Below are 25585 nucleotides of genomic sequence, written 5' to 3' on the forward strand. Positions count from 1 at the left end.
CGCATCTCGGCGGTGTGTCAGCGACCCGATGCGTACAGGGTCTGCACCTCCGCATCGGTCAATGCACGGTCGTAAACATGTACTTGATCGATCGTCCCGTTCAGGAAGTCGACCTGGTTACCGCCAAACTTCGCGCGGCCGATCACGGTGTTCCCGGTGGACGTCGCGTCCAGCGTGCAGGCCGACTTGGCACCGGCGAGCTGACCGTCGACGTACAGCCGTAGCTCGCCCTTGGTCGCGTCCCGGACGCCGGTGACGTGGTACCACTGGTCGGCGTTCGGCTTGGTCGGCGCGAGCGCCCGGACTCCCGGGAAGCTCATCGCGAACCGCTCGTCGGCGCCGGAGTACTGCAGGAAGAAGGCGCTGTCGCGATCGCCGTCCTGGCTGACGAAGGTCTGGAAACCATCGACCTTGTTCAGCTTCACCCAGGCACTCGCGGTGTAGTTGCCGCTGGTGTCGAGCAAGGCGGCGCCGGTGTCGACGAACTGGTTGGATCCGTTCAGTGCAACGCCTTGGCCGTTCTTGCCCGGGGCGAACGTCGCGCCGTTGACCAGCGTCGCGTCCCGGTCGCCGACGACGTCCTCGGTGGTTCCGTCGAGCGGATAGAAATGGATGCCGTCGGCACCTGGTGTGCCGGAGCCGGGCGGCGGCGTACCGGTCCCGGCGCCGTCCGCGCCCGCGATGATCTGCTCGTTGATCGTGCGGACCTGCGCGAAGTCCATCTTCGGGACCTGCCGGTCGTAGGTGAAGAAGCCGTTCAGCTCACCCTCGACATCGGTGATCTGGGTGTAGACCGAGCCGCTGATCCCGCACTGGTTGGCGGCTTTGAGCACATCGCGCTGGTTCTCGACGTACCGCCGGGTCAGGGTCGCCTTGTCCGGCGTCATCTCGTACGCGAACCCGTCGCCGAACCACATGTGATCGGGCGTCTTCAGGCCGAACCCGCCGTGCTCACCGTCGACCGCGGCGCGTTCGCCGGCCGGAGACGGCGTCCCCGGGCCGAGGTAGGCGTGGTGGTCGATCAGGTCGCCGCGCCCCGAATCGCCCTTGGATGCGCAGCAGTTCACACCGCTGTGCGCGTTCACCAGCCGGGACGGGTCCTGCGCCTTGACCGAGTCGGCGATCCGGCCGGTCTCCTCGCGGTCCCATTCGCCCCAGCCCTCGTTGAACGGCACCCAGACGGTGATCGAGGTGAAGCTCTTGTGCTCCTCGATCATCTCGTGCAGCTCGGACTTGAACTGGTCGCGCCACGGGTCCGGAATCGGTGACGTCTTGGCCGAAGGCATGTCCTGCCAGACCATCAGGCCGAGCTTGTCGGCCCAGTAATACCAGCGATCCGGCTCGACCTTGATGTGCTTGCGGACGGTGTTGAAACCGAGCCGCTTGTGCTGGACGAGGTCGAAGGCCAGCGCCTCATCGGTCGGCGCGGTGTTCAGGCCGTCCGGCCAGAAACCCTGGTCGAGCGTGGACAGGTTGAACAGCACCTTGCCGTTCAGGCCCATCCGGAGCCGGCCGTCCTTGCCCTTGACCAGGCCGACCGACCGCATCCCGGCGTAAGAACCGACCTGGTCGACGGTCTTGCCGCGGTCGATCAGGCGGACCTTGAGGTCGTACAGGAACGGCTTGTCGGGTGACCACGTCTTCGGGTTCGGGATCGGGACGCGGAGCTCGGCGTCGGCCTTGCCGCGCACCTTGGCGACCTGCCGGCGACCGTCGTACGCCGTCACCTCGACGTCCAGATTCGCCGGACCGGAAGTGTCGGCGGTGACCTTGAACGCCTTACCAGGAAGGTCCGGCGTGAGCTGGAGGCGGTCGACGCGAGCCGAGCCGACGGGCTCCATCCAGACCGTGCGCCAGATACCGCTGCTGCCTTGGTAGAAGATGCCGCGGTCGCCGACCTCGCGCTGTTTGCCGATCGGCTGGAAGGTCTCGTCGGTGAGGTCCTCGGCCCAGACGATCAGCTCCTGCGGGCCGCTGCGGTGCAGGTAGTTGGTCACATCGACGTCAAAACCGTCGTACCCACCGCGGTGCGTGGCGGCCAGCCGGCCATTGACGTAGACCTTGGCGTCGTAGTCGACGGCGCCGAAATGCAGCAGCAGGCGCTGGTTCTTCCACTGCTGGGGCACGGTGAACGTCCGGCGGTACCACATCCGGTCCTCGTGCCGCTGGATGCCGGACAGCGCGGACTCGATCGGGTAAGGCACCAGGACCTTCTCGCCGAGTGTGCGGCCGACCGGCGGCTGCTCCCCCGGCGCGGCGGCGGCGAACTCCCACAGACCATTGAGATTGCGCCACTCGGGCCGGGTCAGCTGCGGGCGCGGGTACTCCGGAAGCGCGTTGGACGGCGAGACGTCGTCCGTCCACGGGGTACTGAGCGGTGGGGTGCCGGGTTGCCAGTCCGGGGCGGCCTGGGCCGGGCCTTGGACCGTCGGCACCAGGGTTGCCGCGGCCGCAAGCACGGCCGCGGCGACAACTCTGAGCATGGGAGCTCCTCTCGGGGCGGAGAAAGGCGCTCCCATGGAAACGTTCTCATCTCAAAAACGCAAGACCTCAATCAAAATCAAACATTGACGCACACTGGGCTCGGGGTGCTGAACGAGCTCTTCTGGGTCAGCCCGCCGGACTGCGGGTCGACCGCGAAGCTGACGATGTTGCCCGAGTTCTGATTCGAGACGAACATCAGCAGGCCGGTCGGGTCGATGATGCAGTGCCGCGGCCAGACGCCACCCGCGGACGGCGTCCCCTTGAGTGTCAGCGTCGATCCGTCGCCGTTGACGGCGAACACGGCGATGCTGTTGTGCCCGCGGTTGGTCAGGTAGACGAAGCGGCCGTCCGCGGAGATGATCACCTCGCCGGGGTAGTTCTTCGGCGATCCGGACGGCACCGTCGTCTGCGTGTTCAGGACGGTCAGGACGCCGTCGACGTACCGGAGCACGCTGATCGTGCTGTCGAGCTCGTTCGCGACGTACACGAAGTTGCCCGACGGGTGGACGGCGAGGTGGCGCGGCCCGGCGCCGGTCTTCAGCTTCACCTGGGACTTGAGCGCGAGCTTCCCGTTCGTCAGCGTGTAGGTGTAGACCGAGTCGGTGCCGAGGTCGACGGCCAGGATGTACCGGCCGATCTGGACGACCTGATGGGCGTGCGGCGCGGAGCCCTGGTGCTTGACCAGATCCGTCCGGCTGCCGATCCCGCCGTCCGAGCGCAGCTTGTGGACGGCGACGTCGCCGGAGGTGTAGTTCGCGGTGACGACGTGGCCGTCGGCAACGACCAGGTGACACGGCGCGGCGCCGCCGTTGGTCTGCCGGTTGATCTGTCGAAGCTTGCCGGGGGCATCGATCGCGATCGCGGTGACGGCGCCGGTCGGCTGCTCGTTGACGGCGTACAGGCGGTTACCGGAGCGGATCACGAACGACGGGTCGGCGACGCCCTTGAGCGTGCTGACCGCGGTGATCTTACCGGCGGCGTCGTACGTCGCGATCCCGACGCCGTCGCCGTACTTGCCGTAGTACAGGTAGCGGGGATCGGCGGCGATCGCCTTCCCGGCCGGGATCGCGGCGATCGCGGCGGCGGTGAGGCCGAGGAATCCCCGGCGCGTCGTCGTCACGCCGCCACCGGGACGGTCAAGGTCGACGGACTGCCGGCCGGCGAGCTGAACGTGATCGAGCTGCCGACGGAGCTCCGGCCGAGGTAGCGCGGGTCGACCGTGTCGACGACCAGGACCAGGCGGTTGCCGGCCGGAACTTCCCAGCTGGTGGCCTCCATCCGCAGGTCGATCGTGACGGCCTTGCCGGGGGTAGCCCCTCGCAGTGTGAGCGGTTTGTGCGAGATCAAGGATCCGACTCCTAGCGCGTTGACGTCATAGAGGTACGCGAAGAGTGAAGTGTCCTTTACGGAGGGTGTTGCTGTGAAGTGCAGTTCCGGCGACCCGTTGACGATCGTCTTCCGTTCGTAGGGTTGGCCGGACCAGACGCCCGCGAATGATCGATCGATCAGCGGGGTCGCGACACCGGTCGGAATCGACAACAAACCTTGCAGTACGCCGGAAACCAGCGCGATCCCGCTGTCCGCGATCGTCGGCACACCGGCCGCGATCCCCCGGTTCCAGGCAGTTTCTGGTCGATTCGTCTGCAGTCCACCAGTTGGGATGACACCGGTCGGCTTGGTCAGGTATGTCGTCCTCGGCTCGCCGACGGCGGCCCAGTTCGGGTAGCCGCGCCAGACGTTGCGCTGCGACTTGAGCTGCACCGGCGGTTCGGCGTCCGCGCCGTTGTCCGCGCCGGTGAGGTAGTGGCGCATCCAGGAGACCAGTTCGTCAAAGGTCTCATTGGGCAGGCCGATCGCGCCGGGGACTTCGGGGACGGCGTGGTCGCCGTGTGCGAACAGGAGCCGCTTCGGCCCGGTGAGCGCGGTGAAGAAGTCGGTGTACTGCGTGGGCGGGAAGATCGAATCCTCGAAGGCGTTCGCGAGGAAGACCGCCGGGCGATTCCGGTTGATCTTGGCAACGACCGTCTGCGCGGAGCGGACCGGTGACAATTGCTTGCCCTCGGCAATTGCTGCGTCCCACTGGCCGGTGACGAACTTGGACTGCAGCGACTGCACCTCGGGCCCGGGCCGGCCGGTGACATTGGCCGCGGCCAGCAGACCCGCGACGGCCTGAAGCGACACCGTCTCGTTCGGGTTGATCGACTTGATCAGGTCGGCCCACCCGCTCAGCGCGCCGACCACCTTGATCCGCGGGTCCTCGGCGCTCGCGAGGAGCGACGTCCCGGCGCCGTACGAGATGCCGACCGCGGCAACCTTGCTGGTGTCGGCGGGCGTGTGCAGCGCGGCCCAGTCGATCACCTTGGAGACGTCGGCAACGGTCGGCGGGCCGGCGATGTCGATGCCGCCGCCGGAGTCCCAGAAGCCGCGGCTGGTGTAGGAGATGACCTGGAAGCCCTCCTTGGCCAGCTTCGCGCCCTGACCGACGTATTCCAGGTTGGGCACACCCCAGCTGGAGGGCATGACGACCAGCGGGAACGGGCCGCTCCCCTGGCCGGTCGGCGTCAGCACGACCGCGCCGATCTGGATGCCGCCGGCGCCCTGGATGCGCTGGTACGACGTACTGAAGCCGGGCTGAGCCGCCTGGACGGGCGGGCCGAGCGCGAGTGCGGCCAGCAGAGCGAGGGCTAGGGCGGCGGCGATTCTGCGCACGGGACGACCTCCGGCTCGGAAATTACCAAAGGGTAACGTGCGCGTTGCCGCTGTGTCACTAGCTCGACACGGTGCGTGCCGGGTCGATCCCGGTGGCCTCGACCGACCAGGCCCAGAGGCGTTCGGCGAGGGCCGGATCCTGCGCGAGGCGGGTCGGGCGGACGAGTTTCGGCGTCCCGCGGTACTCGAGGAAGCTCGGGCCGACGTACGCGCCCGGCTGCAGATCGGGGCGGGTGGCGGCGTACAGGCTCGGCCACGCGCCGGCCGCGGCGGACTGGGCGAAGAGGTTCAGACCGGCCCAGACCTTGGCCTGCAGACGCCGGCCCGCGAGCTCAGGACCGGCGGCCTGGAGGTGGGTCGAGGCGTACCCGGGGTGCGCGCCGACGCTCAGGATCGTGGGCACCCGCCGACCGAGCTCGAGCATGAAGAGCACGTTGGCGAGCTTGGACTTGCTGTACTGCGGCCACTTGGAATAGTTCGCCGCGGACTGCCGGAGATCCGCCTCCTGGAGGCCCAGCGCCGACTTGTGCATGAACGAGCTGACCGTGACCACACGCCCGTTGGCGAGCAGCGGCATCAGGCGGCCGGTCAGCGCGAAGTGGCCGAGGTGGTTGGTGCCGATCTGCAGCTCGAACCCGTCGATGGTCTGCCGGTACGGCGTCGCCATCACACCGGCGTTGTTGACCAGGATGTCGAGGCCGTCGTAGTTCTGCGCCACCTCGGACGCCGCCCGCTCCACACTGGCCAGATCGGCCAGATCGAGCTCTACCGTCCGCGGCACCTTGCCGGTCGCCTTCGTCAGGCTAACCGCGGCCTCAGCGGTCTTCTGCGGGTTACGAGCCGCCAGCAGGACTTCGGCGTTCCGCTCCAGCAGAACCTTGGCCGTCTCGTAGCCGAGGCCGCTGGTGGCGCCGGTGACCAGCGTACGTCGTCCGGTCAGGTCTGGGATGTCGGCGGTACTCCAGGTCATGCGGCCCACCGTAGCGGGTGCATGACCTGGAGTGGTCGCTCAGAGGATCTTGCGCGCCTTGAAGGCGTCCGTCACCTGCTGTGCGGTCGGCTTGCCGTAGAGCAGACGCGCCGCCTGGACCGTGACGCGGGCCGCGTCGGCGAACGACGTGTCCGGCGCGTAGAAGAACTGGCCTTCGAGGATCACCTTGTTGGCCTTCTCCCGGCCGAGCGCGTTGTGGATGTCCCACAGCGCGTTCGACCAGATCTCACCGTCGTCGTGCACCTGGCCGACGATGTCGTCGGTCGTCTTGCCGGTGTCGGTCCGGCGCAGGCAGTGCGGCTCGGTGGACGTGTACGACGTGGCGTCCCAGTCCATCACGCAGGGCAGCTCGAACCCGTTGCTGACCGGGACCGACATTGTGACGGCCCAGTAGTCGCCGAAGCCCTCGCCGATCGCGCCGGCCTGCAGGGACTCGCCGTAGCCCGGGACGACGTCGTCCTGGATCGCGTGGCCGTACTCGTGCCAGATGACCTCGGCGTCCTCACCGTCGTCCACGCCGCCCTCGCCCATCGTGATCTTGTCGATCGACGGGTCGTAGAACGAGTTGTCACCGGCGAAGGTGTTGATCGCGAAGTCCTGGGACTCGTTGTTCACCTCGGTGAAGCCCAGCGAGTGGATGTACTCCTGCGTCTGGTTGACGTGGTAGTACGCCATCACCTGCTCGAACTTGTCGTTCGCGCGCTGGTAGACGAAGTTGTTGTTCTTGTTCTCGGCGACGCCGCCCTTGGCTTCCTTGATGTTGACGTAGGTGCCGTTGAGCTTGCCGGAGCCGTCGAGATTGCGCAGCAGCACGTTCTTCTGCGCCAGGAACAGTTCGTCGCTGTTCTTGTCGTTGTTGTCGGTGAGCTGCTCGTTCTGCTCGCTGACCACCGGGTTCGGGTCGAAGACCGAGCCGCGGCCGGTGGCGTGGTCGGTGATCACCTTCGACTCCACGATCGCACCGCTGTCGGCGTCCACCAGCGAGCGGCTGGCGCCCTCGGCGGAGCGGCTGGTGACCGCCCAGACCAGGCGCGCGTTCGGCCCGCCGACGACCGCGAGCTGCGCGGCGCCCTGGGTGGCGGCCGGGATCCGCTCGGCCTCCTTCTCGGTGCCGGCGATCCGGGCCCGGGCGCGGCGCGCGTTGATCGCGTCGTTCGCCTTGGTGGTCGCACCGGCGGCGGGCAGCGCGGCCGAGACGTCCAGGTTCGCGGGGACGGCGTCCCGGCCGTCGGCGATCTGCACCCCGGCCTTGGACTCGTGTTTCGCGTAGTACCCGTTGATCACCGGCAGGCCCTTGAAGGTCTGCTGGTACCAGTAGTGCTTGCCGAGCAGCGACGTCTTGGTCTTGATCAGCTTCAGGTCACCCAGGCTGGTCGCGGCCTCCGGCGCTGCCCCCGCAGCGCTCGTGAAGGACAGCCCGAGTGAGATGGTGGCCAGCCCGGCGGTGACGGCCACGATCGCCTTGCGGCGTTTCGACATACGTTCCCTCCCACAGTCGGCGATTCGTTCGGGTTGCGTGACGCAACCACTACGATCCGTCGAGACCTTAGTTCGGTTCGGTGGCCGGTGGGAAGCAGAAGTTCCGATGGATTCGGCGCGGCAAGGGAAATCCTTGCTCAGCCGCCGGCCAGCAGCCGGATCACGCGCGGTAGCACCGCGACCCCGACCTGCGGGTCGATCGCCCGCTGGACGCCGAGCCCGACGCCGAGGCTGAGCAGCGCGGTGGCGCAGTCCGCGGCCGGCATCGGCAGCGTGATCCCGAACTCGCGCGCATGCTCCTCGAGCAGCGCGGTGACCACCTCGCGGATCGCCAGGTTCCGCTCGGCGAACGCCAGCCGGATGCTCTCGTCCTGCCGGGAGCGGACCGAGAACTCCACCTCGAACGTCGTCCAGCCGACGTCGCCGATCGTTGCCTCGGCCCAGCGCTCGAACCCGGCGAGCATCTCCTCCAGCGTCCTGGCGCCCTCGAGCGCGGTCGCCATCTTCTGCGCCTGATCGGCGCGGATCGCGTCCACGACGGCCAGGCAGAGCTCGTCCTTGTTCCGGAAGTTCGAGTAGACGGCGCCCTTGGAGAACCCCGCCTCGTCGGCCACCTTCTCCAGCGACGTGGCGGCGTACCCGTCCTTGAGGAACAGGTCGGTCGCCGTCGCGACCAGCGTCTCGCGGGTCTGCGCCTGGCTCTCCGCGCGGGTCATCCTCGCCATGGACCGCACTCTAGTGGGCTATTGGCATTCCATTGGTATTCAGATACCGTCGGTTTTTGGAGGTGGTCCTGATGATGGACGTGGTGATCATCGGCGCGGGTGCGTCGGGCCTCGGCGCGGCGATCCGGCTGCGGCAGGCGGGGGTCACGGATTTCGCCGTACTGGAGAAGGCCCCGGCGCTGGGCGGGACGTGGCGCGACAACACCTATCCGGGGTGCGCGTGCGACGTCCCGTCGGCGTTGTACTCGTACTCGTTCGCGCCGAACCCGTCGTGGACGCGCGCGTTCGCCGGGCAGGAGGAGATTCGGCAGTACCTGGTCGACACGGCGACGGCGTCCGGCGTCCTGCCGCATCTGCGCCTCGGGGTCGAGCTGCTGCGGGCGGACTGGTCGGGCTCGCGATGGGTTCTGGAGACGTCGGACGGGCCGCTGGAGGCGCGGGTGCTGATCACGGCGACCGGGCCGTGGCACGAGCCGCTGATGCCGGCGATCCCGGGGTCCTTCGACGGACCGGTCTTTCACTCGTCGCGCTGGGACCACTCGGTTTCTCTGGCCGGTAAGCGCGTTGCGGTGATCGGGACGGGCGCTTCGGCGGTGCAGTTCATCCCGGCCATCCAGCCCGAGGTCGAGTCGCTGCACGTCTTTCAGCGGACGGCGCAGTGGGTGTTGCCGAAGCCGGATCACTACGTCCCGCGCGCGGAGCGGTGGTTGTTCCGCCGGTTCCCGGTCGCGCAACGGCTGCTGCGGCAGGCGGAGTACCTGGGGATGGAGGTGCTGGGGCTGGGGTTCCGCCATCCGCGGCTGATGCGCATCGTCGAAGCCGCCGGCCGCCTGCACCTGCGACGATCGGTGCCCTCGGCAACCTTACGGGCCGTGCTGACGCCGACGTACACGCTCGGCTGTAAACGGATCCTGATGTCGAACACCTACTACCCGGCGCTGGCGGCGCCGAACGTCGCCGTCCACCCCACGGCCGTCGCCTCCTTCGACGGCTCGGCCGTGATCGGCGCCGACGGCACCAAGATCGAGGCCGACGTCGTCATCTTCGGCACCGGTTTCAAGATCCTCGACCTGCCTATCGCGAGGATCGTCCACAACAGCGCCGGCACCTCCCTCGCCGACACCTGGCAAGGCTCCCCGCAGGCCTACCTGGGCACCACCGTCACCGGCTACCCCAACCTCTACAACCTCCTCGGCCCCAACCTCGGCACCGGCCATACCTCCGCCTTCACCATCCTCGAAGCCCAGCTCGACCACATCCTCGCCGCCCTCCGGCACCACCCCCACGGCACCCTAGAAGTCCGCCCCGAAGCCCAAGCAGCCTTCGTCACCGCCACCCGCGCCGCCCTCCGCACCACCGTCTACGAAACCGGCGCCTGCACCAGCTACTACCACGACCCCACCGGCCAAAACTCCTTCAACTACCCCCACTCCACCCCCCACCTCCGCCACCACCTATCCCAATTCACCCCCACCCACTACAAAGCCACCCCCCAGCCGGAGGCAACCCCATGAAACCCCTCCCCCTCACCGGCGCCGTAGTTCTCGTCACCGGCGCCGCCCGCGGGATCGGCCAAGCCACCGCCGCCGCCTTCACCACCGCCGGCGCCACCGTCCACCCCGCCGACCTGGACCCGGCGGGATCGGAGGTGATCCGGCAGGTGGATGTCACGTCGCGCGACTCGTTCGGCGTGTGGGTGGACGACGTACTTGAGCAGCACGGGCACATCGACGTCCTGGTGAACAACGCGGGCGTCATGCCGCTCGGCAGTTTCGTCGACGAGGACGACGCGCTCAGCCGCGCCACGCTCGACGTCAACGTGTGGGGGCTCATCCACGGCATGCGGCTCGTCCTGCCCAGCATGCTCGACCGCCGCCACGGCCACATCGTCAACATCGCCTCGATCGCCGGCAAGATCCCCTTCCCGGGGATGGCCGTCTACAACGCCTCGAAGTACGCCGCAGTCGGCCTGACCGCCGCCGTCCGCCGGGAGTTGCACGGCACCGGCGTCACCGCGAGCGCCGTCCTCCCGTCCGCCGTCCGCACCTCGCTGTCCTCCGGCGTCCGCCTCGGCGGCATCCTCCCCACCGTCGACCCCGAGGACGTCGCGGCCGCCGTACTGCGCACCTGCCGCACCCGACAGCCCGAACTCGCCGTCCCGCGCTGGCTAGGCGGCTGGAAACTCCTCGACGGCCTCGTCCCCACCACCGTCATGTCCCACGCCCGCCGCCTCGCCGGCGACGACCGCGGCCTGCACACGAGCTCGGACAGACGAGCCGACTACGTCACGCGCGTCGCCCGTTTTGCGGAATCTCGAACCTTGCACCGCACTTGAGCAAGGCGCACGAGTCGGTCCTTGCACTTGGTACTCTCAGGCGACCAGATCATGGAGGTGGACCGATGCTCGATCCAGTCCTGGTGTCGATTGCTTCTGCGCTAGCGGGCAACGCAACGAAGTCGATGTACGAGCTGGTAAAACAGGCCTTTGCATCTCGCGCCGAAGCGAGAGCTGCCCTCGAAGCGGCTCAAGCAACCGGCGCTGCGCCCATCGAGGTAGAAGGATTGGCGTCCGAGTTGGCAAGAGCAGAGCATAGCGATCCGCAGTTTGCGAAAACTCTGCGCACGCTGTGGGCCTCGGAACAAAGAGGCGATCATGGCAGCGTCGCCAACCAGGTCTCTGGGTCAGTCAGTGGCAAGGTCGTTCAGGTCCGTGATGTCCACGGAAACATCACCCTCTGACCTCACGAGATTCTCCCGCATCAGGCGCCCTCGTCGGATCCACCAGGCAGCCGATGCGATGTCGCCGCTTGCGAACAACAAATCCGCCAAGCACAACGCGGATTCCTTGTCGCCCCCTTCGGCAGCCTGCCTGAACCAGCGCTTCGCCAACTCCCATTCACCAAGTCGCTCGTAGACGACCGCAAGGTTGTACGCCGCGTCCCGATTGCCCTGTTCCGCAGCCATCGTCAAGCAGGGAATAGCTTGATCAAGACGACCGTCTTCGATCAGCGCCTCTCCGAGTACCCCGGTCGCCACCGCATCGCCAAGGGACGACGCCACGGAGAGCCATGGAATTGCTTCCGCCAACCGGCCGAACCGATACAGGTGGTCAGCTAGGACGTGAATCGCCGGAAGGTGGCCACTGTTTGCCGCACGAACGTAGCATTCTTCCGCGCCGGCGCTATCGCCTGCAGCCTCAAGCAAGGCGCCCAGTTTCAAGGCTCCTGCTGGCAGGTCTGCGTCAGCGGCCTGCTCGTACCACCGTTTGGCCTGCACAGTGTCGTCCGCGTCTTCCCGAATCATCCCCAGATTGAGGGCCGCTTCGGGGACCTCCTCGGCAACCATGATGTAGCGCGCCTCAGCCAGATCCAGGCGTCCAGCAAGGTGATGGAAAAGCCCGATGTTGTAGGTCGCCACCTTGTCCCCAGCGGCCTCCGCCTGGTGGTACAGCAGCTGCGCTTCATCGTCGCGCCCGCGGTCACTCAGAAGGGTGCCGAGCTGGGTGGCAGAGCGATACTCCCCGGCCTCGGCTCCTCTTCGATACCACTTCTCTGCCTCTTCAGTTCGCCCTTGCTCCTCCAGATCGAATCCCACCTGGAAGAAGGCTGGCGGGTAGTCGAGATCAGCGGCGAACCGGCTCCAGAGTCGCGCCTGCTCGCGATCGCCTCTCAAGCCAGCCAGCACGCTGAGGTTGAACGCTGCCCGAGGCTCTCCGGCCTGAGCGGCCTGTTCGAAGAGCGTTGTCGCCTCATCACTCCGAGCAGTCCCGGCGCAGAGAACCCCGAGGTTGTAGGCGATCACGCCGCGATCGGCTTCATCTTGCGTGACCAGTTCCGCTCGCCAGACCGACTCTGCAATCTCGCGTGACACCGGCGTGTCGCTTTGAGCCGCCTTCAAGGCGACGTCCAAGCGCTGCGTGCCCTGGGCATTCGCGGCCGCAGACCTCCACACGGCATCTGGAATTGTCTGCGGGGGTTGCATTTGTTCGGCCTTATCGACTAAATAGTTGAAGACATACCAATGCCCTGAGCTCACCTGCATCAGCGGACTGACGACGCGGTACCGGCTTCGAGTCACCCACTCAATCGCTCGTGGTAGTGGTTCCGGCCGCAGAAGCGCGCCGCCGCGGGCCTCGAGATAGCCCTCATGGAGATCCAGCACAAGCTCCTGCTGATACGGTCCTGCCAGTCCAGTTCGAGCGAGGTCGACCGCCGCCGCGACTATTGCAGCACCCCTGGGGTGGCCACCGACATCCCCCGAAAGACGCCATTCGTCCCAGATCGCAGGGCCCGCAACGAGATACTCCGTGACGCCGTACAAGCCGTGCTGAGCCAATGCAGCCTGGACGCGTGGGTCGCTCTGCTCCGTGGCCCTCCGGAGTTCCGACTCGGACCACCGGCTCGCGAGATCGATGGGCTGAGCCATATTCAGTACTCGTTCTTCGAGCATAGCCATCTGACGAAGCAGTGGGTCAGCATCGGCGCGACGTCGCTTGCTGCCGTAGCTGAGGAATCGCTGAGTCCGAATTGTGCCCACGATTGGAACCCCGCGCGCTGCGTAGGCGCTGAGCATGTTGTGGTCCAGCCCACCAGAGCCAAGGAAGACGTCCAGCTCATCTAGCCAGAGAACGCATGGAGTCTGTGTCTTCTCGACGGCGGAAAGGACGATCTGCAGATCGGTCCGTTCTGCGGGTGTGGCCACTCTGTGATCGGGGAGAATCCTGCGCAACGCCTCGAAACCGGTCCTCGACTTGCCGGATGCTGATTGGCCGAGCAGCAGAATCAGTCCGCCACGGGCGGACGCCAAGGCCAATCGACGATCAAGCTCCTGATCGACATCGCGAGTCACGTAGGGCGGGACACCATCACTCGTGGTCTCGTCTCGGGCTGCATGGACCCCCGCGGCCAGCGCATTCCACTCGCTGGCCCTCGGCCAAGCGCTGGGATCACGCAGGTAGCCCGATGAATTGGCACTGTTGACCATGATCAGGCCGTGATTGGTGCCGATCTGGAGTGCGACTCCCTCGATATCGCCAGCGATCTCATTACGAGACTCCACCTGGCCCTCAGCCTCCGATCGACAAGCCCTCCATTTGGCGACCTACGATATCTGAGGAGTAGCGGAGCAGGTCCAGGGCCGGTTGGGAGATATCTAGTGGGCAAAGCCAGAGGTAGCCGACCCAGGAAGCCGAAGCAGCGTCCACCACTGGCTGGTATGGACGTGGCTCTCACTTCAGCAGACCAGGCCTTGCACCGACTTGTGCGACTTGACTCGTCGCGGCGAATGACTATCGCGGAAGCCTACGCAACTGGGTATGCGGCACTTGCCTTAGCTTCTGGTGAGGACACCGCGCCGGACTGGCTCGACGATCTCGACTCGCTTGACCTTCTCCTGCTCGGTGTCGCCTTTCCAAGGGGCTTTACCGACGCCTACCAGTTCGGAAACGCCCGTACCGCCTGGTTCCGGAAGCTACGCGACACTCCCCTCTGGACAGACGTCGAGAGAGTCGTGGACGAAACCATTCGGCTCGGCCATGAGCTCAACTTGCCAGTCGATTCGGGCGAGGTGCTCTATGCTCTCGCCGAGCGACTCGAGTCCGCGGGCCTGGATCGCAAACCACTGCCGAAGGGCTTGCATCCGTCAGCTTGTCTTGACGGCGATCGGTTCCTCCGAGTCCCGGAGAGCGATGTCCCTGCCCCCACGAAGAAGTTCATCAAGCGGGCCCGCGAGCTCCTGGCAGATCTACGAAACACGGACACCCCGGCAGACTCATGCCTGACTCATGTTCTGGACGGAATGCTTCTCCTAGAGCGGGCAGACCTCCCAATTCGCAGACACGGCGGATTGATGCTTATCGGTCTCTACGCTGCGCTAGTCGCAAAGGACGAAGCGGACGTCACGATCCTCGATGAACGGGCCACAGCTTGGGCGCTAGGCCTAGCTGAGGACTCACCCCTAGTCCCGATTGTGGACACCCTGATAGACGCCGACGCCCAGGCGTTCGACGCCGAAGCGACGTTGAGCCGGCTGTTGATGCAACCAGCTATCTATCAGGGCGTCGCGCAGGAGGACCGCCGCTGGCACAGCGGGCCAGGAACCGACCTGATTCCTCTAGCGCTTGCGCGAGGCCACCGTCAGGTCCTGACGCGGTCGCATCGCGTAATGAACGTCAGCCCTACTGTTTCTCATCTGCTACGTCGGCAGTCGCAGAGGTTCGAAGAGCAACACGGACGACCACCAGCTCCAGACGATCTTCTCTTCGCCGAGCCCGATGCGCCGGACTTGGGGCAGGATAGTTCAGACGATGACATCAGAGCGGTGTTCGAAACATTCGGACTCCACCAAGCATGGATAGATACCTTCCTCAGCAACGAGGCACCTCTACCTCATCCAGATGGGACGTTCTTGTCCACGCAAGATCGCTTGGACTTCGATGTCGCGATCGGCCGCTGGATTCGACAGAACCCCACTGCAGCGCCGCCAGACTTCGAGCACGAACTGGTCAACCTTCGTCGGCAACTGGCGTTCATTACCATTCAGGAGGCCAATAGCGACATCGAGTTCGCGAGACAGATGGTGGATCTGCTCGAACGCCATTGCCCGAGCTCCGACGTGCAACTGGTCTCCGACGTTCTGATCTCGTTGGAGTCGTACCTCCTCAATGAAGTTGCGAACGACCATGAGGCGCTTCGACGGGCAACTCAGATCGCGAAGCAGTGGAGCGGCCGCTCCCTATCGAAGCGTGTGCGCAGGGCAGCCGAATGCGATCCCGGCGAGTCCGTCGGTCTTCCAGCCCTGCTCGTGATCGCGGCCGCGCTTACTTACTCGCAGGCACTGTGACGTTCTGTAACGCGATAGCCAAATTGAGTTACCGCAGCGCCGCGAGAACACAGTAGACGCGGAAATCTCGCGAATGAACCGATCGCCGGGAGAAGATCTGCCATGTCGAAGTTGAGCCTGCAGGCCCAGAACCGCGCCACCCTCCACCGTCAGTGGCTCCTCGAGCGCCACGACGCGACCGCCTACGAGGCGATCGAGCACCTCGTCGGCATGCAGGCCCAGCAGCCGCTGGCGCCGTACGTCGGCCTCTGGACGCGACTCAACAACTTCCACCAGGACGAGCTCGTCGACCTGCTCGAGTCCCGCCAGGCGATCCGCGGCTCGATGATGCGCGCGACCATCCACCTGATGTCAGGCCGCGACTTCCTCGCGTTCCGCCCGCTCATCCAGCCCCGCCTGGACCGCGAGGTCTTCCAGAACATGACCTTCGGCCGGCACCGCCTCGAAGGCCTGGACATGCCCGCCGTCCTCCAAGCCGGCATCGACCGCATCACCGAGAGCCCCGCCACCGCCGTCCAGCTCCGCGAACACCTGGCCCCGCTCTGGCCCGACCGCGACCCCGCGGCCCTCGCCCACGCCATCCGCTGCCTGCTCCCCACCATTCAGACCCCGCCCCGCGGCATCTGGGGCAAAGGCGGCAACCCCGCCATGTCCCTCCCCGAACTCTGGCTCGACGCCCCCCTCGACCCCAACCCCGACCCGGAGTCCCTGGTCCTCCGCTACCTGGCCGCCTACGGCCCCGCCTCCGTCATGGACGCCCAAACCTGGTCCGGCCTCACCCACCTGACCGAGATCTTCGACCGCCTCGACCTCCGCACCTACACCGACGAAGACTCCAACCGCACCCTCTACGACCTCCCCCACCTCACCCTCCCCGACCCCGACACCGAACCCCCCATCCGCTTCCTCCCCGAATACGACAACCTCCTCATCTCCCACGCCGACCGCTCCCGCTTCACCCCCACCCCCAAACGCCTCCAGTCCCTCTTCTCCTCCGGCACCGTCCTCCACAACGGCCAAGTAGCCGCCACCTACCGCCTCACCAAAAACACCAAATCCCAAGCCCACCTCCAAATCACCCCCCTAACCCCCCTCCCCAAATCCACCACCACCCCCCTAACCACCGAAGCCCACCACCTCCTAACCTTCACCAACCCCACCGCCACCCCCGAAGTAAAAATCCTCACCCCCTAACCGAATCGCCGGATCACGGGATCGGCCGACAGCTGCGCTCCGTGATGCGCCGAAGTAGTTCTCGCTCTCATCGACGACACGCAAGGAGATCGCAACACCGGAGAGCGCCAGATCCACAAGTTCATCCAGGTAGTGGTCGCGTCGTCGAGGCGCTTGGGACGGGCCAGTTGAAACTCTGCGATCCGCCGTTGCCGGTGATGGACGCGACCTCGGCGCCAACGGCCGTCAACCTGAAAGGCGAAACCTTCCTCGGAGTCACCGGTGTGGTCGAGCGCTCCCCGGTCGACGGGTCCCGGACGCGCTTTCAGCTCCAGGTCTGTGGAGGAACGCCGCCTGCCCTTTCGATCGTGTGGACTCGTTCGATGAGCGGTGGCGTGCTCGCCATGACTTGAGCACGGCGGCCGGTGTCGCGCCCCAGCGAATCCTGGTGCTGCATCTGCCAGCCGTAGAGCGCCTGCACCAAGTGCGGCCCGTAACCGAGCAGAGCAGCTTTCCGGTCGGCTTCCTTGACCTGCCAACGGCTCAGCAAGGCCAGCAAGGGGGGCGCGACAAACGGTGTCAGATAGAGCAACGGCCAGATGTAGCCGTGGTCGAAGGTGAAGACGACCAAGGCAATTCCGGCGTAGGCAAGAACCAGGAAGCCGACCACCGCGCAGCCGAGCGCGGGGACTCGACGCATCAGTCGCGCGATCGCCCGAACGACGATCAATCCCCCGCGAGCTGGTATCGAGTACCAGAAGTTGATGAGGCTCAGCCAAGCCCGTCCGCCGAGATGATGACTCAGTTCGTGCGCCAACGCAGCCTCCAGGTGCTGAGGAGGCAGCGTGTACAGCGCCCATCTCGTCACCGCGACCGTATGGCCGGGCGTCGGACTCGCATTGACTTCTTCCGAGTCCTGGATCCACAAGACGAAACGACCTTCAGGCATCGCCACCCGGTGCAGCAATTGCTGCCACGCGGGCCCCAAGCGCTGCATCTCCACCAGCGTCGGTCGCCGCAGCCGGAACAGATACCTCGCGAGCAGGTCCTCAGTGCCGGGCAGAAAGATCAGGGCAGCCGACAAGACCCACAGGATGACGACGATCCAGCCCTGGGGAAAGCCGATCGCGTTGGCCAACCAAACAACGAGAACCAAGCTCCAGAAGAACCACGGAACAGCGGACAGCAATGCAGTCCACGCAGACGGCTCCGGCAGCCCCTGCCGTGGAGTCTGCCCTTCGTAGGGCTGCCCGGAAGGGACCGGAAGCTGACCCCACGGTTGTTGGGGACGAATGTTCGGATGCCCGCTTGGATGGCCGGGAGGAACGGCTCCCCATGCTGAGTTCGGCTCCCCATGGCCAGGCTGATTGTCGGGCTCACCGGGGCCGGTCATGGGCTGTTCCTTCTGTCGTCGGGCGGTCGTACATAGCTACCACATCGACACGTGGACGTGGTCGAAGTGACCGCCGGTTGCGTCGGTGGGGACGTAGACGCCGCCGCCGTTGTAGGGGATCCAGGTGCCGCGACGGGAAGACCAGATCTTGCCGTACCAGATCACGTAGCGGACGCCGGTTTGGCCGGCGGTGGTGACGGCCCAGTTGGCGATCTGGTCGCCGCGGGCTTTGGCGGCGGCGGCGCGTCTGGCGTCGGCGCCGACCATGATGTCGCAGGCTTTGCCGCGGGGGTGGTCGCTGGCCGGGTTCCAGAGGTGGGCGTCCCAGCAGCTCATGCTGAGGGTGCCCAGGTTCTTGCGGGCAGCCTCGACCCAGGCTGCGGTGCGGGGGGTCACGAGGCCACCGGTACCGGTCGGGTCGGTCACACTCTGGCGTTCGGTGGGCCAGACGCCGTTCACCGGCTGGCCGCTGGTCAGGCCTCCTTCGCCGCCACCGCAGTCGTCGTCGCTGTCGAGGACGCCGTCCCCCGAGCCGGCGGTCGGCGCACCGGAGCGACCGGCGTACGGGTTTCCGGACCGGGACAAGTCGATGCCCGCCTCGGAAGCGATGCTTCTGGCATCGTTCTCGCGTTGTGCGTATCGGTCTGGGAACGCCGACACCTGTACCTTCTGGGCCGCGTCACCGAGCGCCATCGACGGCCACCCGTTGATATCGACCAGGCCGGGCGGGGACGGCGGATCGTCACCACCGAAGAACGCATTGATCGAATAAACGGGATTCATGATGTCGTCGCGCGATCCCCAGCCCGCAAGGTGCCGCTGCTGGAAAAGCCCGACCGAGTCCGCGTGCCCGTAATTCAGGTTCTGCAGCTCCGACTCGACCAGAGCGGTCATGATCGCGATCAGGGTCGCCTTCCCCGGCAGCCCTCGCTCCTGCGCGATTTGGTCGATCAGCTGGGCGAACCCGACCTGCACCTGCCGCAGTGGCCCCTTCGGCTGCACACCCCCGCCCTGACCGGGTAGACCAGGAAGACATGCGGCCTGAGATTTGGTTCCGCCTCCGAATGGCGCGAGTACCAACAAGCTCACCACTCCGACCATGGCCAGGGCGACCGCGGCCTTCGCGAAGAGGCCTCGGCTCCCGAAGGACAGCAGCCCACGCCCGAGATCACGCTCATCGAACATCGCGGCCTCCGACTGTCATGGTCCCGTACCACCGGACACGTCGCTGATGAGCCATTGGTTGTCTTGGGCGCTCAGCGTGATGAGCAGGGGGACGTCGAACTGCTGTGGTCGCTTGCCGGTCACGCTGATCGTGACCTTGACGAATCGCGTGATCCGTTCCGGGGTGTCCACGGGGGCATCCGCGGTCGCGGGTGGTGCGGTGACCGGCGCGGCAAGGACGCTGGATTTGCCGCCGTCGTTCTTCAAGGTGTCGTACGTCGGGTCACCGGCCGAGCTGAAACTCGACGCGACGTCCGGCGTCGTGTACATCGCACACTTCGCGACCAAGGCCGCGTAGGTTTCGCTGCCGGGATCGCGGGTGTAGAACGCCTTGGCCCAAGCGCTGACGACCTCGTTGGCCTGCGTCACCGAAGTACCGGACGGTCGCTGTGTCTGCGGTGGCGGCGGCGTCACCTGCGTCGTCGTCGCCGTACTCGTGGGCTGACCGCTGCCCGAGGGAGCGGTCGGGAGCACGACCGACGGCCCCGGCGTCAGCAGGTTGACCGGCCCAGCGCCATCAGAGTCGTCCCTTCCGAACAGACGGGGTAGACCGCCGCCGAGCCCGAGGATGACGATCGCGACTATGACGACCAGGCCAACGATGATCGCCGGACTGGTCGGCTCTGTCTGACGCTGATTTCGCAGCCAGGCCATACGTTGCGCGTGATCGTCGCGGCGCCAGTCCCGCTTGGCTCGTCGTCGCTCACGGCGGCTGAGCTCGTCGAGCTCGTCCGGGTAGTCGTAGTCAGAGCTCATCAGCGAGCGCCAACCGTCCGGAGCCTCCGGACGACGCGGCTCGGAGTACGACTCGTCCTCAGCGTCGTACTGGTTCGAGGCGTCGTTGCGGTGGCGAGGCGTCGAGCCGCCCTCGCGGCGGTCCCCAGGTGAGCGTCGTCTACGTGCCATCCGGTATCACCTGCGCGTCGGAACGTGCACGGTCACGCCGTCCTTGGTCACAGCGGAGTACTCGCGGAATGTCCGCTGCTGCGAGCCAGGCGACCTTCGCCGTACACGTTGCGCCTTGGGTGGGCCTTCACGAAGACTTGCCGACGACGAGTGGATACGAGGCTCGAACCTGCTCTCACTGGCCGGCGCGGACACGGAACGTCGCGAATGACGCCCCTTTGGAGCCTCGGCGGAACTGCGCGAGCCACCTGACGAAGACGCCGTTCCTGCCGACGCGACACCTGCCGTCGTCACGGAGATAGTGCGTCTGCCTTCGTTCTTGCTCTGGCTACGGGATCGCGCAAGATTCAGCGCAGAGCTGGCGCTGCCAGGCGCTGCAGCCGCCGCAAGACGTCCGCCCGCTCCCTGAGTGTCCAAACCAGCCGTGCCGCTACCCGGCCCATCGCTCCGCCGACCGGCGCCGCTCGTGAGCTCATACGGCGAGCTCCCCGAACCGCGTCCCAACGAACCGACTACCGGAGCCTGTCGATACACCCGAACCGAAGACACCCGCTGCGGCGAGGATTCGACGCCGCTCCTGCGATCCCGTGTCCGCTCCGCGGGTTGCGGTGCAGCGCCACGGCTTCCGAGCATGCCGGCGAGTCGCCTGATGGCAGTGGTCGCGCCGCGTCGCGCCATCCCGCCGAGCATCATGCTGCCCGAGCCAGGCCGCATCATCGTCGTGAGATTGTCCAGCAGCCGGCGAAGCCTGAATCCGACGAGCAGCACCACGATCGCCAAGCCGGTCACCGGAAGCCATCCCAGCGGGCCCGACAGAGTGAACACCGCGGTCACGAGAGTCAGCGCGGTGCCGAACACAAGCATCGCCAGGAACGACTGGAGCACCAGCCCGACCAACGCCTCGAACCAGTTCATCCCCCACTGCCGGGGACGACCCGGAATGATCCACAGACAGGCGAAGAACACACCCACGACCAACAGCAACAACGCCCCGATGAAAGCCATCAACGCCGTGAACGCCAGGCCGATGTTCAGAAAACCGAACAAGGTCGCGACGATCGCCGCGATCATGACGACCGCGACACGCCCAAATGGATTCTCGCCCTTGATCCATTGCACAGTCGGGGAGTCATCGCCACCCTCAGCCGGCGCGATCACGCTGTCGACGTACTTGTTCCTCGCGTCATGACTGACACCCGCGGTCAGCATGCCCTTGCCGTATCGCTCGCACGCCGAGATCGACCCGAACTCCGCGATGCACCAAGGCGTTACCGCGAAGCCCCGCCAGCTCGCATCTGCCGACTTACGCAGCAAGGTGTCGCGTGGAGTGCCCGTGAACCCTGGCTCAGGCCAGGGAATCGGGCTCTGGCTTGTGGGCCCCAACGCATCTGATGAAGCCGTCATGACTGCCCCGGCTCCGAGCTGACGTGCGCCATCGACGCCACGCAACCAAGTGGCCGGCGCGACCGCAAAACTGACGCTGAGCAGACCCGCAACGAAAACCCAGACCAGCTGCCCCATCGCGCTACCCGTAGCGCGGCGTTGCGTATACGCGACAACGGCACCGAACGCGAGTGCCGAAGGCAACAACCATCCGGCCAGCTGAGTCCCTGTCGCACCGATCGTCGCCGAGGTGGCGTCAGTCAGCGGCTTGACGTCGGTGAAGGAGAACAGCCACCAGCCGACCGAGATCGCGGCGCGGGTGATCGCCAGGACGTACATCATGACGATCGACGCGTAGCCGTTGAAGATCATGTTGAACGTGTTCGACAGGCCCGTGTCGAAGTCGAGCCCATAGTCCATCGGGCTGTATTGCTCGAAGAGGGTTCGGGTGTCGCCGTGGGTCAGGTCGGGGGTGGGGAGGAGGTCGGCGAAGCCGGTGGGGTTGGTGGGGCCCTGGTCGGGGTCGGCGGCCAGGGCGATCTGGCTGCTGACGATGGTCCAGAGGGCCAGGACGGTCAGCGCCGTGCGGGCTCGGCGCTGCCATTTCATGCGACGTGCTCCTTTTTGGAGGGGCGGTCGTCGGGGGGTGGGGTGGGGGTGTGCATGGCTTCGTTGTAGGCGGGGTGGTCGGCTTCTTGGTCGTAGACCTCGTTGGGGCCGATGGGGGATTCGTGGCGGGGGGCGGGGGTGCCGTTGGTTGGGGGTTGGGGGGGAAGGGGGTGGTGGGGTGGGGCGGGAGGTGGGGTGGGGAGGGCGGTGTGGGCCGCGGATTGGGCGGTGGCGGTGGCGGCGGGGGTGATGAGGTCTTCGGGGTCTTCTTCGGTGAAGGGGTCGGCCGGGGTGGGGGGTTCGGGTGGGGTGGTGGTGGGGGCGTGTTCGGATTCGGGGGTGGTGCGGAGGAGGGCGGCTACGCGTTGGGAGGGGATGTCGATCTGGACGGTGGCTACTTCGTCCCAGCGGTCGCGCATGATGCAGTGGCCGTGGCGGATGGATTTGCCGTTGGCGGCGGTGTTGATGCCTCGGACGAGGGTTTGGTAGGGGGCCGTTTGGGGGCGGCCGAGGAGTTCGAGGAGGGAGTCGACTTGTTCTTTGGAGCGGAGGCTGAAGGCGAACAGGGTGGTGATCTGCTCGACCAGGCCGGGGAGTTTGAGGATGGACGCCGGGTCCTGGGTGTCGAGGACCAGGGAGGCGCCCAGGGCGCGGCCGACTCGGGCGATGTAGTCGAGGAAGGAGGCGCCGTCGGGGGTCTTGGTGAGGAGGTGGACCTCGGGGACGATGACGACCTTGGAGCGGCCGCGGAACTCGCGGCGGCCGGTGGTGCGGATCATCCAGGCCAGGCAGCCGCGGAGGCAGGCCATGCCGACTCGTTCGATCGGGGACCAGGACTCCGGGGCCGATTCGGGTGAGGGCAGGGTCAGGCCGGGCATCTGGACCACCCAGAGGCCTGGGTTGGTGGTCAGCGAGGACAGGCCGGACGGCGGGCCGGCGACGACCGAGCCGAGACCGGTCTCGACCAGGTCGCGGAGGGCGAAGCCGACCGTCCGGACGGTCTCTTCCTCGGAGTTGCACAGGCGCTGGATGACGCCCCAGGACGACGGATCCGGCGACTGGATCTCGGCGCGGGTCGCGGCGACGACCGGGGCTTCGGCGGCGCCGCGGAGGTGCGGCGGCAGCAGGAGCATCAGCTGGGACGGCGCCTGCAGCAAGGCGTCGTCGACCGGGAGGACGCGCAGCAGGTCGGCGGCGCCGGAGAACTGCGCGGTGATCTCGATGACAGCCGTCGGGACGCCGTACTCCGCGGCGACGGCCGAGACGCCGGCCGCGTCACCCTTCAGATCCAGCAGGGGGACCCAGGCGCCGGCGAAGGCGGAGTCGAGGCCGCCGAGCATGGCCGCGGTCGTCTTACCGCGGCCGGAACGGCCGAGGAAGAGCGTCGTCGTCGCGTCGCCGAGCGCGGAACCGGCGGCGGCGTCGAAGCGGACCAGGCCGGGTGTGGAGCCGGTCAGGTAGCCGATGGACGGGCCGGTGGCGTCGCCGATCGAGGCGCCGCCCCAGAACCAGGAGCCGAAGAACGCCGTCGACTCACGGACGTGCCCGAGGTCGGGCACCCGCAGCTGGTCACCGGGCAGGGACTCCAGCCAGAGGTCGCGCTGTTCGTCGGCCCCGGTCGCGACGGTGATACCGCGGTCCGCGTAGTGGGCGATGACGGCGTCGACGTAGGCCTCGAGGTCCTCGCGGGTGTCCGCGCTGACGAGCAGCCGCGGGTGGTCCTCGACCAGGGTCAGGCCGCTGCGGTTGATGTCGCGTTTGACCTCGCGCATCACCCGCTCGGTCTCGACGATCTCGTCGGCGGTCTCCTCGGCGGTGCCCTTGGCGGCCGAGCGCCGCTGCTCCTTCGCGCTCTTGCGGGTCTCGTCGACCAGGTGCCGCGCGGTCTTCTTGGTCAGCACGCGGAACCGCACCGAGGCCTCGACGGTGACGTCGATCTCGTCGCCGTCGTCGTCGATCGCCTTGATCTCGGACAGCGTCCGCAGCCACTCCCCCGCGCCCGGGGTCTCGAGCTCCTCGGGGAAGTCGGTCATCGCCAGGACAGAGGTGTACGCCGCGATCTGGCCGCGCGAGTCGTAGATGCGCAGGTGATCGGTGTACGGGACGACGCGGCCGGACGTCAGCCGGGCCAGCGAGGCGCCGGTGATCAGGCCGCGGCGCGGGGCCGCGACGGCGCCGCGGTGCATCTCGCGGCTGATCAGCCAGGAGATCACCTCGGCCGGCGCGGTGTGCGCCCGCCAGACGGTCGATCCGAGCTGGCGGCCGAGTTTGCGGACCCGCTCGTCCAGGTGGGCGAGCTCGCGGGCGCTGACCCGCCAGGACGTCGTCCCGAGCGCGTCGCTGATCGAGCCGCGGACCTGCGCGGTGGCGCGCGGGTCGCGGTCGCTGAGGTGGACGCCGAGCGCGACGTACCGCTCGGGCATCCGCATCTCGTCGATCCGGTCGGCCCGGGTCTGCGCCCAGGCCTCGTGGTCGCCGAGCCGGTAGTGGCCGGCGACGGAGTCGAGGTAGTCCTGGCCGGTGGAGCGGCCCCAGACCACTTTCAGGTGGCTGAGCCGGTCGCCCAGGATGGTCGCGGCGGCGCTGACCGCGGCGTCCAGCGCGGCGTCCTGCTCGGCCTCGGTGGCCAGGTCGGTGTTGGCCACCGAGATCAGGAACCACGCCTCGGCGCTGCGCTCGGTGACCAGCAGGCCGTCGGCGATGGCGACCAGCCGGGGCGGCGGCAGACCGCGCTCGCGGCCGACTCCCACCAGGTTGAGGAGCTTGTCAGCGATCTTCATGCCTGCCTCTTCCTGAGGATGTCTTGCCGCTGATCCGGCGGACGTGGTCGGCGCCCAGCAACCGGGCGCGCTGGTTCACGGTGATGTCCGCGCCGGCGCGGACCATCGGATCCAGCTCCACCACGGCCTCGCGCTCCCACTCCGGGGTCACTCTGGCCTTCGCCAGGTTGGCCACCTTCTGGGTCGCGACGCGCTCCCGCCAGGGCAGGTACTCCGTCTTGTCGGCGGCCCGGGCGCCGAGCCCGATGATCGGGCGGTGCGCGCGTAACGCGTAGCGGACGGCGAGCGCCCACTCGGTCACCCGGCGGCGCCGCTCGTGGAACTTGCCCGGCCGCCAGCCGAACGCGGTGATCACGAACGGCGGTACGACGTACAGGCTCACGGTGCCCTTCTGCGGGACGCCGATGAACGGGAACAGCAACGCGATCCAGAGCAGGATGATCACCGCGCCGAAGATGATCATCCGGCGCCGCGCGCCTTCACCGAGGTCGATCCCGAGCAGGTCGTACTGCCGGGTCTCGATCTCGAAGTGGTGGGTCAGGGTCCGGCCGACACGCATCAATTACCCCCGGAGAGCAATCCCCAGAAGCCCTTGAGCACGTTGATGGTCTGGTTGTTGGCGTAGATCAGCCCGCCGACCAGCACCCCGGCCGCGATGTGGCCGAACAGCTCGCCCCACTCACGCTTGAAGTAGTGGCCGATCGCGCGCAGCACGAGGATGGCGATGAAGATGTTCCCCGCGATGACCAGGACCCAGTCCTTGAAGTCCGCGCCGGTGGGGACGTTGCTGTCGGCCAGTGGCGCGACGAGCTGAACCACGCTCGCAGCAAGTTCGTGCGTCGTCATTGCGGTGTCTCCCTTGGTGCCTCGGTAATCCGACGGCCAGTCG

Annotated in this window: 19 protein-coding genes; 5 read left to right on the forward strand and 14 right to left on the reverse strand. The window is 67.0% G+C overall.

Annotated features, from left to right (window positions below; all coding sequences use genetic code 11):
* Positions 1-17: 17 nt before the first annotated feature.
* The 6 genes from ACZ6ZD_RS19035 to ACZ6ZD_RS19060 form a co-directional block, all read right to left on the reverse strand.
* Positions 18-2483: a LamG-like jellyroll fold domain-containing protein gene (locus ACZ6ZD_RS19035; RefSeq protein WP_465673788.1), complete on the reverse strand. Its 2466-nt coding sequence runs from the start codon at positions 2481-2483 to the stop codon at positions 18-20.
* Between the two features lie 77 nt (positions 2484-2560).
* Positions 2561-3604 carry a lactonase family protein gene (locus tag ACZ6ZD_RS19040; protein ID WP_465673790.1) on the reverse strand — a complete coding sequence of 348 codons (1044 nt, stop codon included), beginning with the start codon at positions 3602-3604 and terminating at the stop codon, positions 2561-2563.
* A complete protein-coding gene (locus ACZ6ZD_RS19045; RefSeq protein ID WP_465673792.1) occupies positions 3601-5193 on the reverse strand; it encodes a CocE/NonD family hydrolase in 1593 nt (530 codons plus the stop codon). Before ACZ6ZD_RS19045 ends, ACZ6ZD_RS19040 begins: the two co-directional genes overlap by 4 nt.
* A 58-nt stretch (positions 5194-5251) precedes the next feature.
* A complete protein-coding gene (locus tag ACZ6ZD_RS19050) occupies positions 5252-6163 on the reverse strand; it encodes an oxidoreductase (protein ID WP_465673794.1) in 912 nt (303 codons plus the stop codon).
* A 39-nt stretch (positions 6164-6202) separates the two neighbouring features.
* The gene (locus tag ACZ6ZD_RS19055) at positions 6203-7663 is read right to left on the reverse strand and encodes a M36 family metallopeptidase (protein ID WP_465673796.1); all 1461 of its coding nucleotides are present in this window, start codon (positions 7661-7663) and stop codon (positions 6203-6205) included.
* 137 nt (positions 7664-7800) lie between these two features.
* On the reverse strand, positions 7801-8388 hold the full coding sequence (locus tag ACZ6ZD_RS19060) for a TetR/AcrR family transcriptional regulator (protein ID WP_465673798.1): 588 nt from the start codon (positions 8386-8388) through the stop codon (positions 7801-7803).
* A gap of 71 nt (positions 8389-8459) precedes the next feature.
* Here ACZ6ZD_RS19060 and ACZ6ZD_RS19065 point away from each other — a divergent pair, with 71 nt between their 5' ends.
* The 3 genes from ACZ6ZD_RS19065 (at position 8460) to ACZ6ZD_RS19075 (ending at position 11127) form a co-directional block, all read left to right on the forward strand.
* Positions 8460-9902, forward strand: a complete 1443-nt coding sequence (locus ACZ6ZD_RS19065; RefSeq protein ID WP_465673800.1) for a flavin-containing monooxygenase — start codon at positions 8460-8462, stop codon at positions 9900-9902.
* Positions 9899-10723, forward strand: a complete 825-nt coding sequence (locus ACZ6ZD_RS19070; protein WP_465673802.1) for an SDR family oxidoreductase — start codon at positions 9899-9901, stop codon at positions 10721-10723. The genes ACZ6ZD_RS19065 and ACZ6ZD_RS19070 overlap by 4 nt, the downstream gene beginning before the upstream one ends.
* A 65-nt stretch (positions 10724-10788) precedes the next feature.
* Positions 10789-11127, forward strand: a complete 339-nt coding sequence (locus tag ACZ6ZD_RS19075) for a hypothetical protein (protein WP_465673804.1) — start codon at positions 10789-10791, stop codon at positions 11125-11127.
* Here the strand turns inward: ACZ6ZD_RS19075 and ACZ6ZD_RS19080 are convergent.
* Entirely contained in the window at positions 11071-13446 is a 2376-nt protein-coding gene (locus ACZ6ZD_RS19080; RefSeq protein WP_465673806.1) for a tetratricopeptide repeat protein, read from the reverse strand. The two genes, ACZ6ZD_RS19075 and ACZ6ZD_RS19080, sit on opposite strands and share 57 nt — an antisense overlap.
* A gap of 225 nt (positions 13447-13671) precedes the next feature.
* Between ACZ6ZD_RS19080 and ACZ6ZD_RS19085 the strand changes: the two genes are divergently transcribed.
* Both ACZ6ZD_RS19085 and ACZ6ZD_RS19090 read left to right on the forward strand, forming a co-directional pair.
* Positions 13672-15228 carry a hypothetical protein gene (locus ACZ6ZD_RS19085; protein ID WP_465673807.1) on the forward strand — a complete coding sequence of 519 codons (1557 nt, stop codon included), beginning with the start codon at positions 13672-13674 and terminating at the stop codon, positions 15226-15228.
* Positions 15229-15330: 102 nt separating this feature from the next.
* Positions 15331-16422: a winged helix DNA-binding domain-containing protein gene (locus tag ACZ6ZD_RS19090; protein WP_465673809.1), complete on the forward strand. Its 1092-nt coding sequence runs from the start codon at positions 15331-15333 to the stop codon at positions 16420-16422.
* 304 nt (positions 16423-16726) lie between these two features.
* Here the strand turns inward: ACZ6ZD_RS19090 and ACZ6ZD_RS19095 are convergent, their stop codons facing one another.
* The 7 genes from ACZ6ZD_RS19095 to ACZ6ZD_RS19125 form a co-directional block, all read right to left on the reverse strand.
* Complete coding sequence (locus ACZ6ZD_RS19095; protein WP_465673811.1) at positions 16727-17539, reverse strand: M48 family metalloprotease; 813 nt, start codon at positions 17537-17539, stop codon at positions 16727-16729.
* Positions 17540-17830: 291 nt separating this feature from the next.
* Complete coding sequence (locus ACZ6ZD_RS19100) at positions 17831-18796, reverse strand: VldE C-terminal domain-containing protein (protein WP_465673813.1); 966 nt, start codon at positions 18794-18796, stop codon at positions 17831-17833.
* 198 nt (positions 18797-18994) lie between these two features.
* Positions 18995-19924, reverse strand: coding sequence for a hypothetical protein (locus tag ACZ6ZD_RS19105; RefSeq protein WP_465673815.1), 930 nt, complete (start codon positions 19922-19924; stop codon positions 18995-18997).
* 6 nt (positions 19925-19930) lie between these two features.
* Positions 19931-21916: a hypothetical protein gene (locus ACZ6ZD_RS19110; protein WP_465673817.1), complete on the reverse strand. Its 1986-nt coding sequence runs from the start codon at positions 21914-21916 to the stop codon at positions 19931-19933.
* Positions 21913-24696, reverse strand: coding sequence for an ATP-binding protein (locus tag ACZ6ZD_RS19115; RefSeq protein WP_465673819.1), 2784 nt, complete (start codon positions 24694-24696; stop codon positions 21913-21915). Before ACZ6ZD_RS19115 ends, ACZ6ZD_RS19110 begins: the two co-directional genes overlap by 4 nt.
* Positions 24683-25255 carry a hypothetical protein gene (locus tag ACZ6ZD_RS19120; RefSeq protein WP_465673821.1) on the reverse strand — a complete coding sequence of 191 codons (573 nt, stop codon included), beginning with the start codon at positions 25253-25255 and terminating at the stop codon, positions 24683-24685. Before ACZ6ZD_RS19120 ends, ACZ6ZD_RS19115 begins: the two co-directional genes overlap by 14 nt.
* Positions 25255-25542 (reverse strand): hypothetical protein, encoded by a 288-nt coding sequence (locus tag ACZ6ZD_RS19125; RefSeq protein WP_465673823.1) that lies wholly within the window; start codon positions 25540-25542, stop codon positions 25255-25257. The genes ACZ6ZD_RS19120 and ACZ6ZD_RS19125 overlap by 1 nt, the downstream gene beginning before the upstream one ends.
* Positions 25543-25585: the final 43 nt, after the last annotated feature.

This window comes from Kribbella sp. NPDC104218 (genome assembly GCF_055584105.1).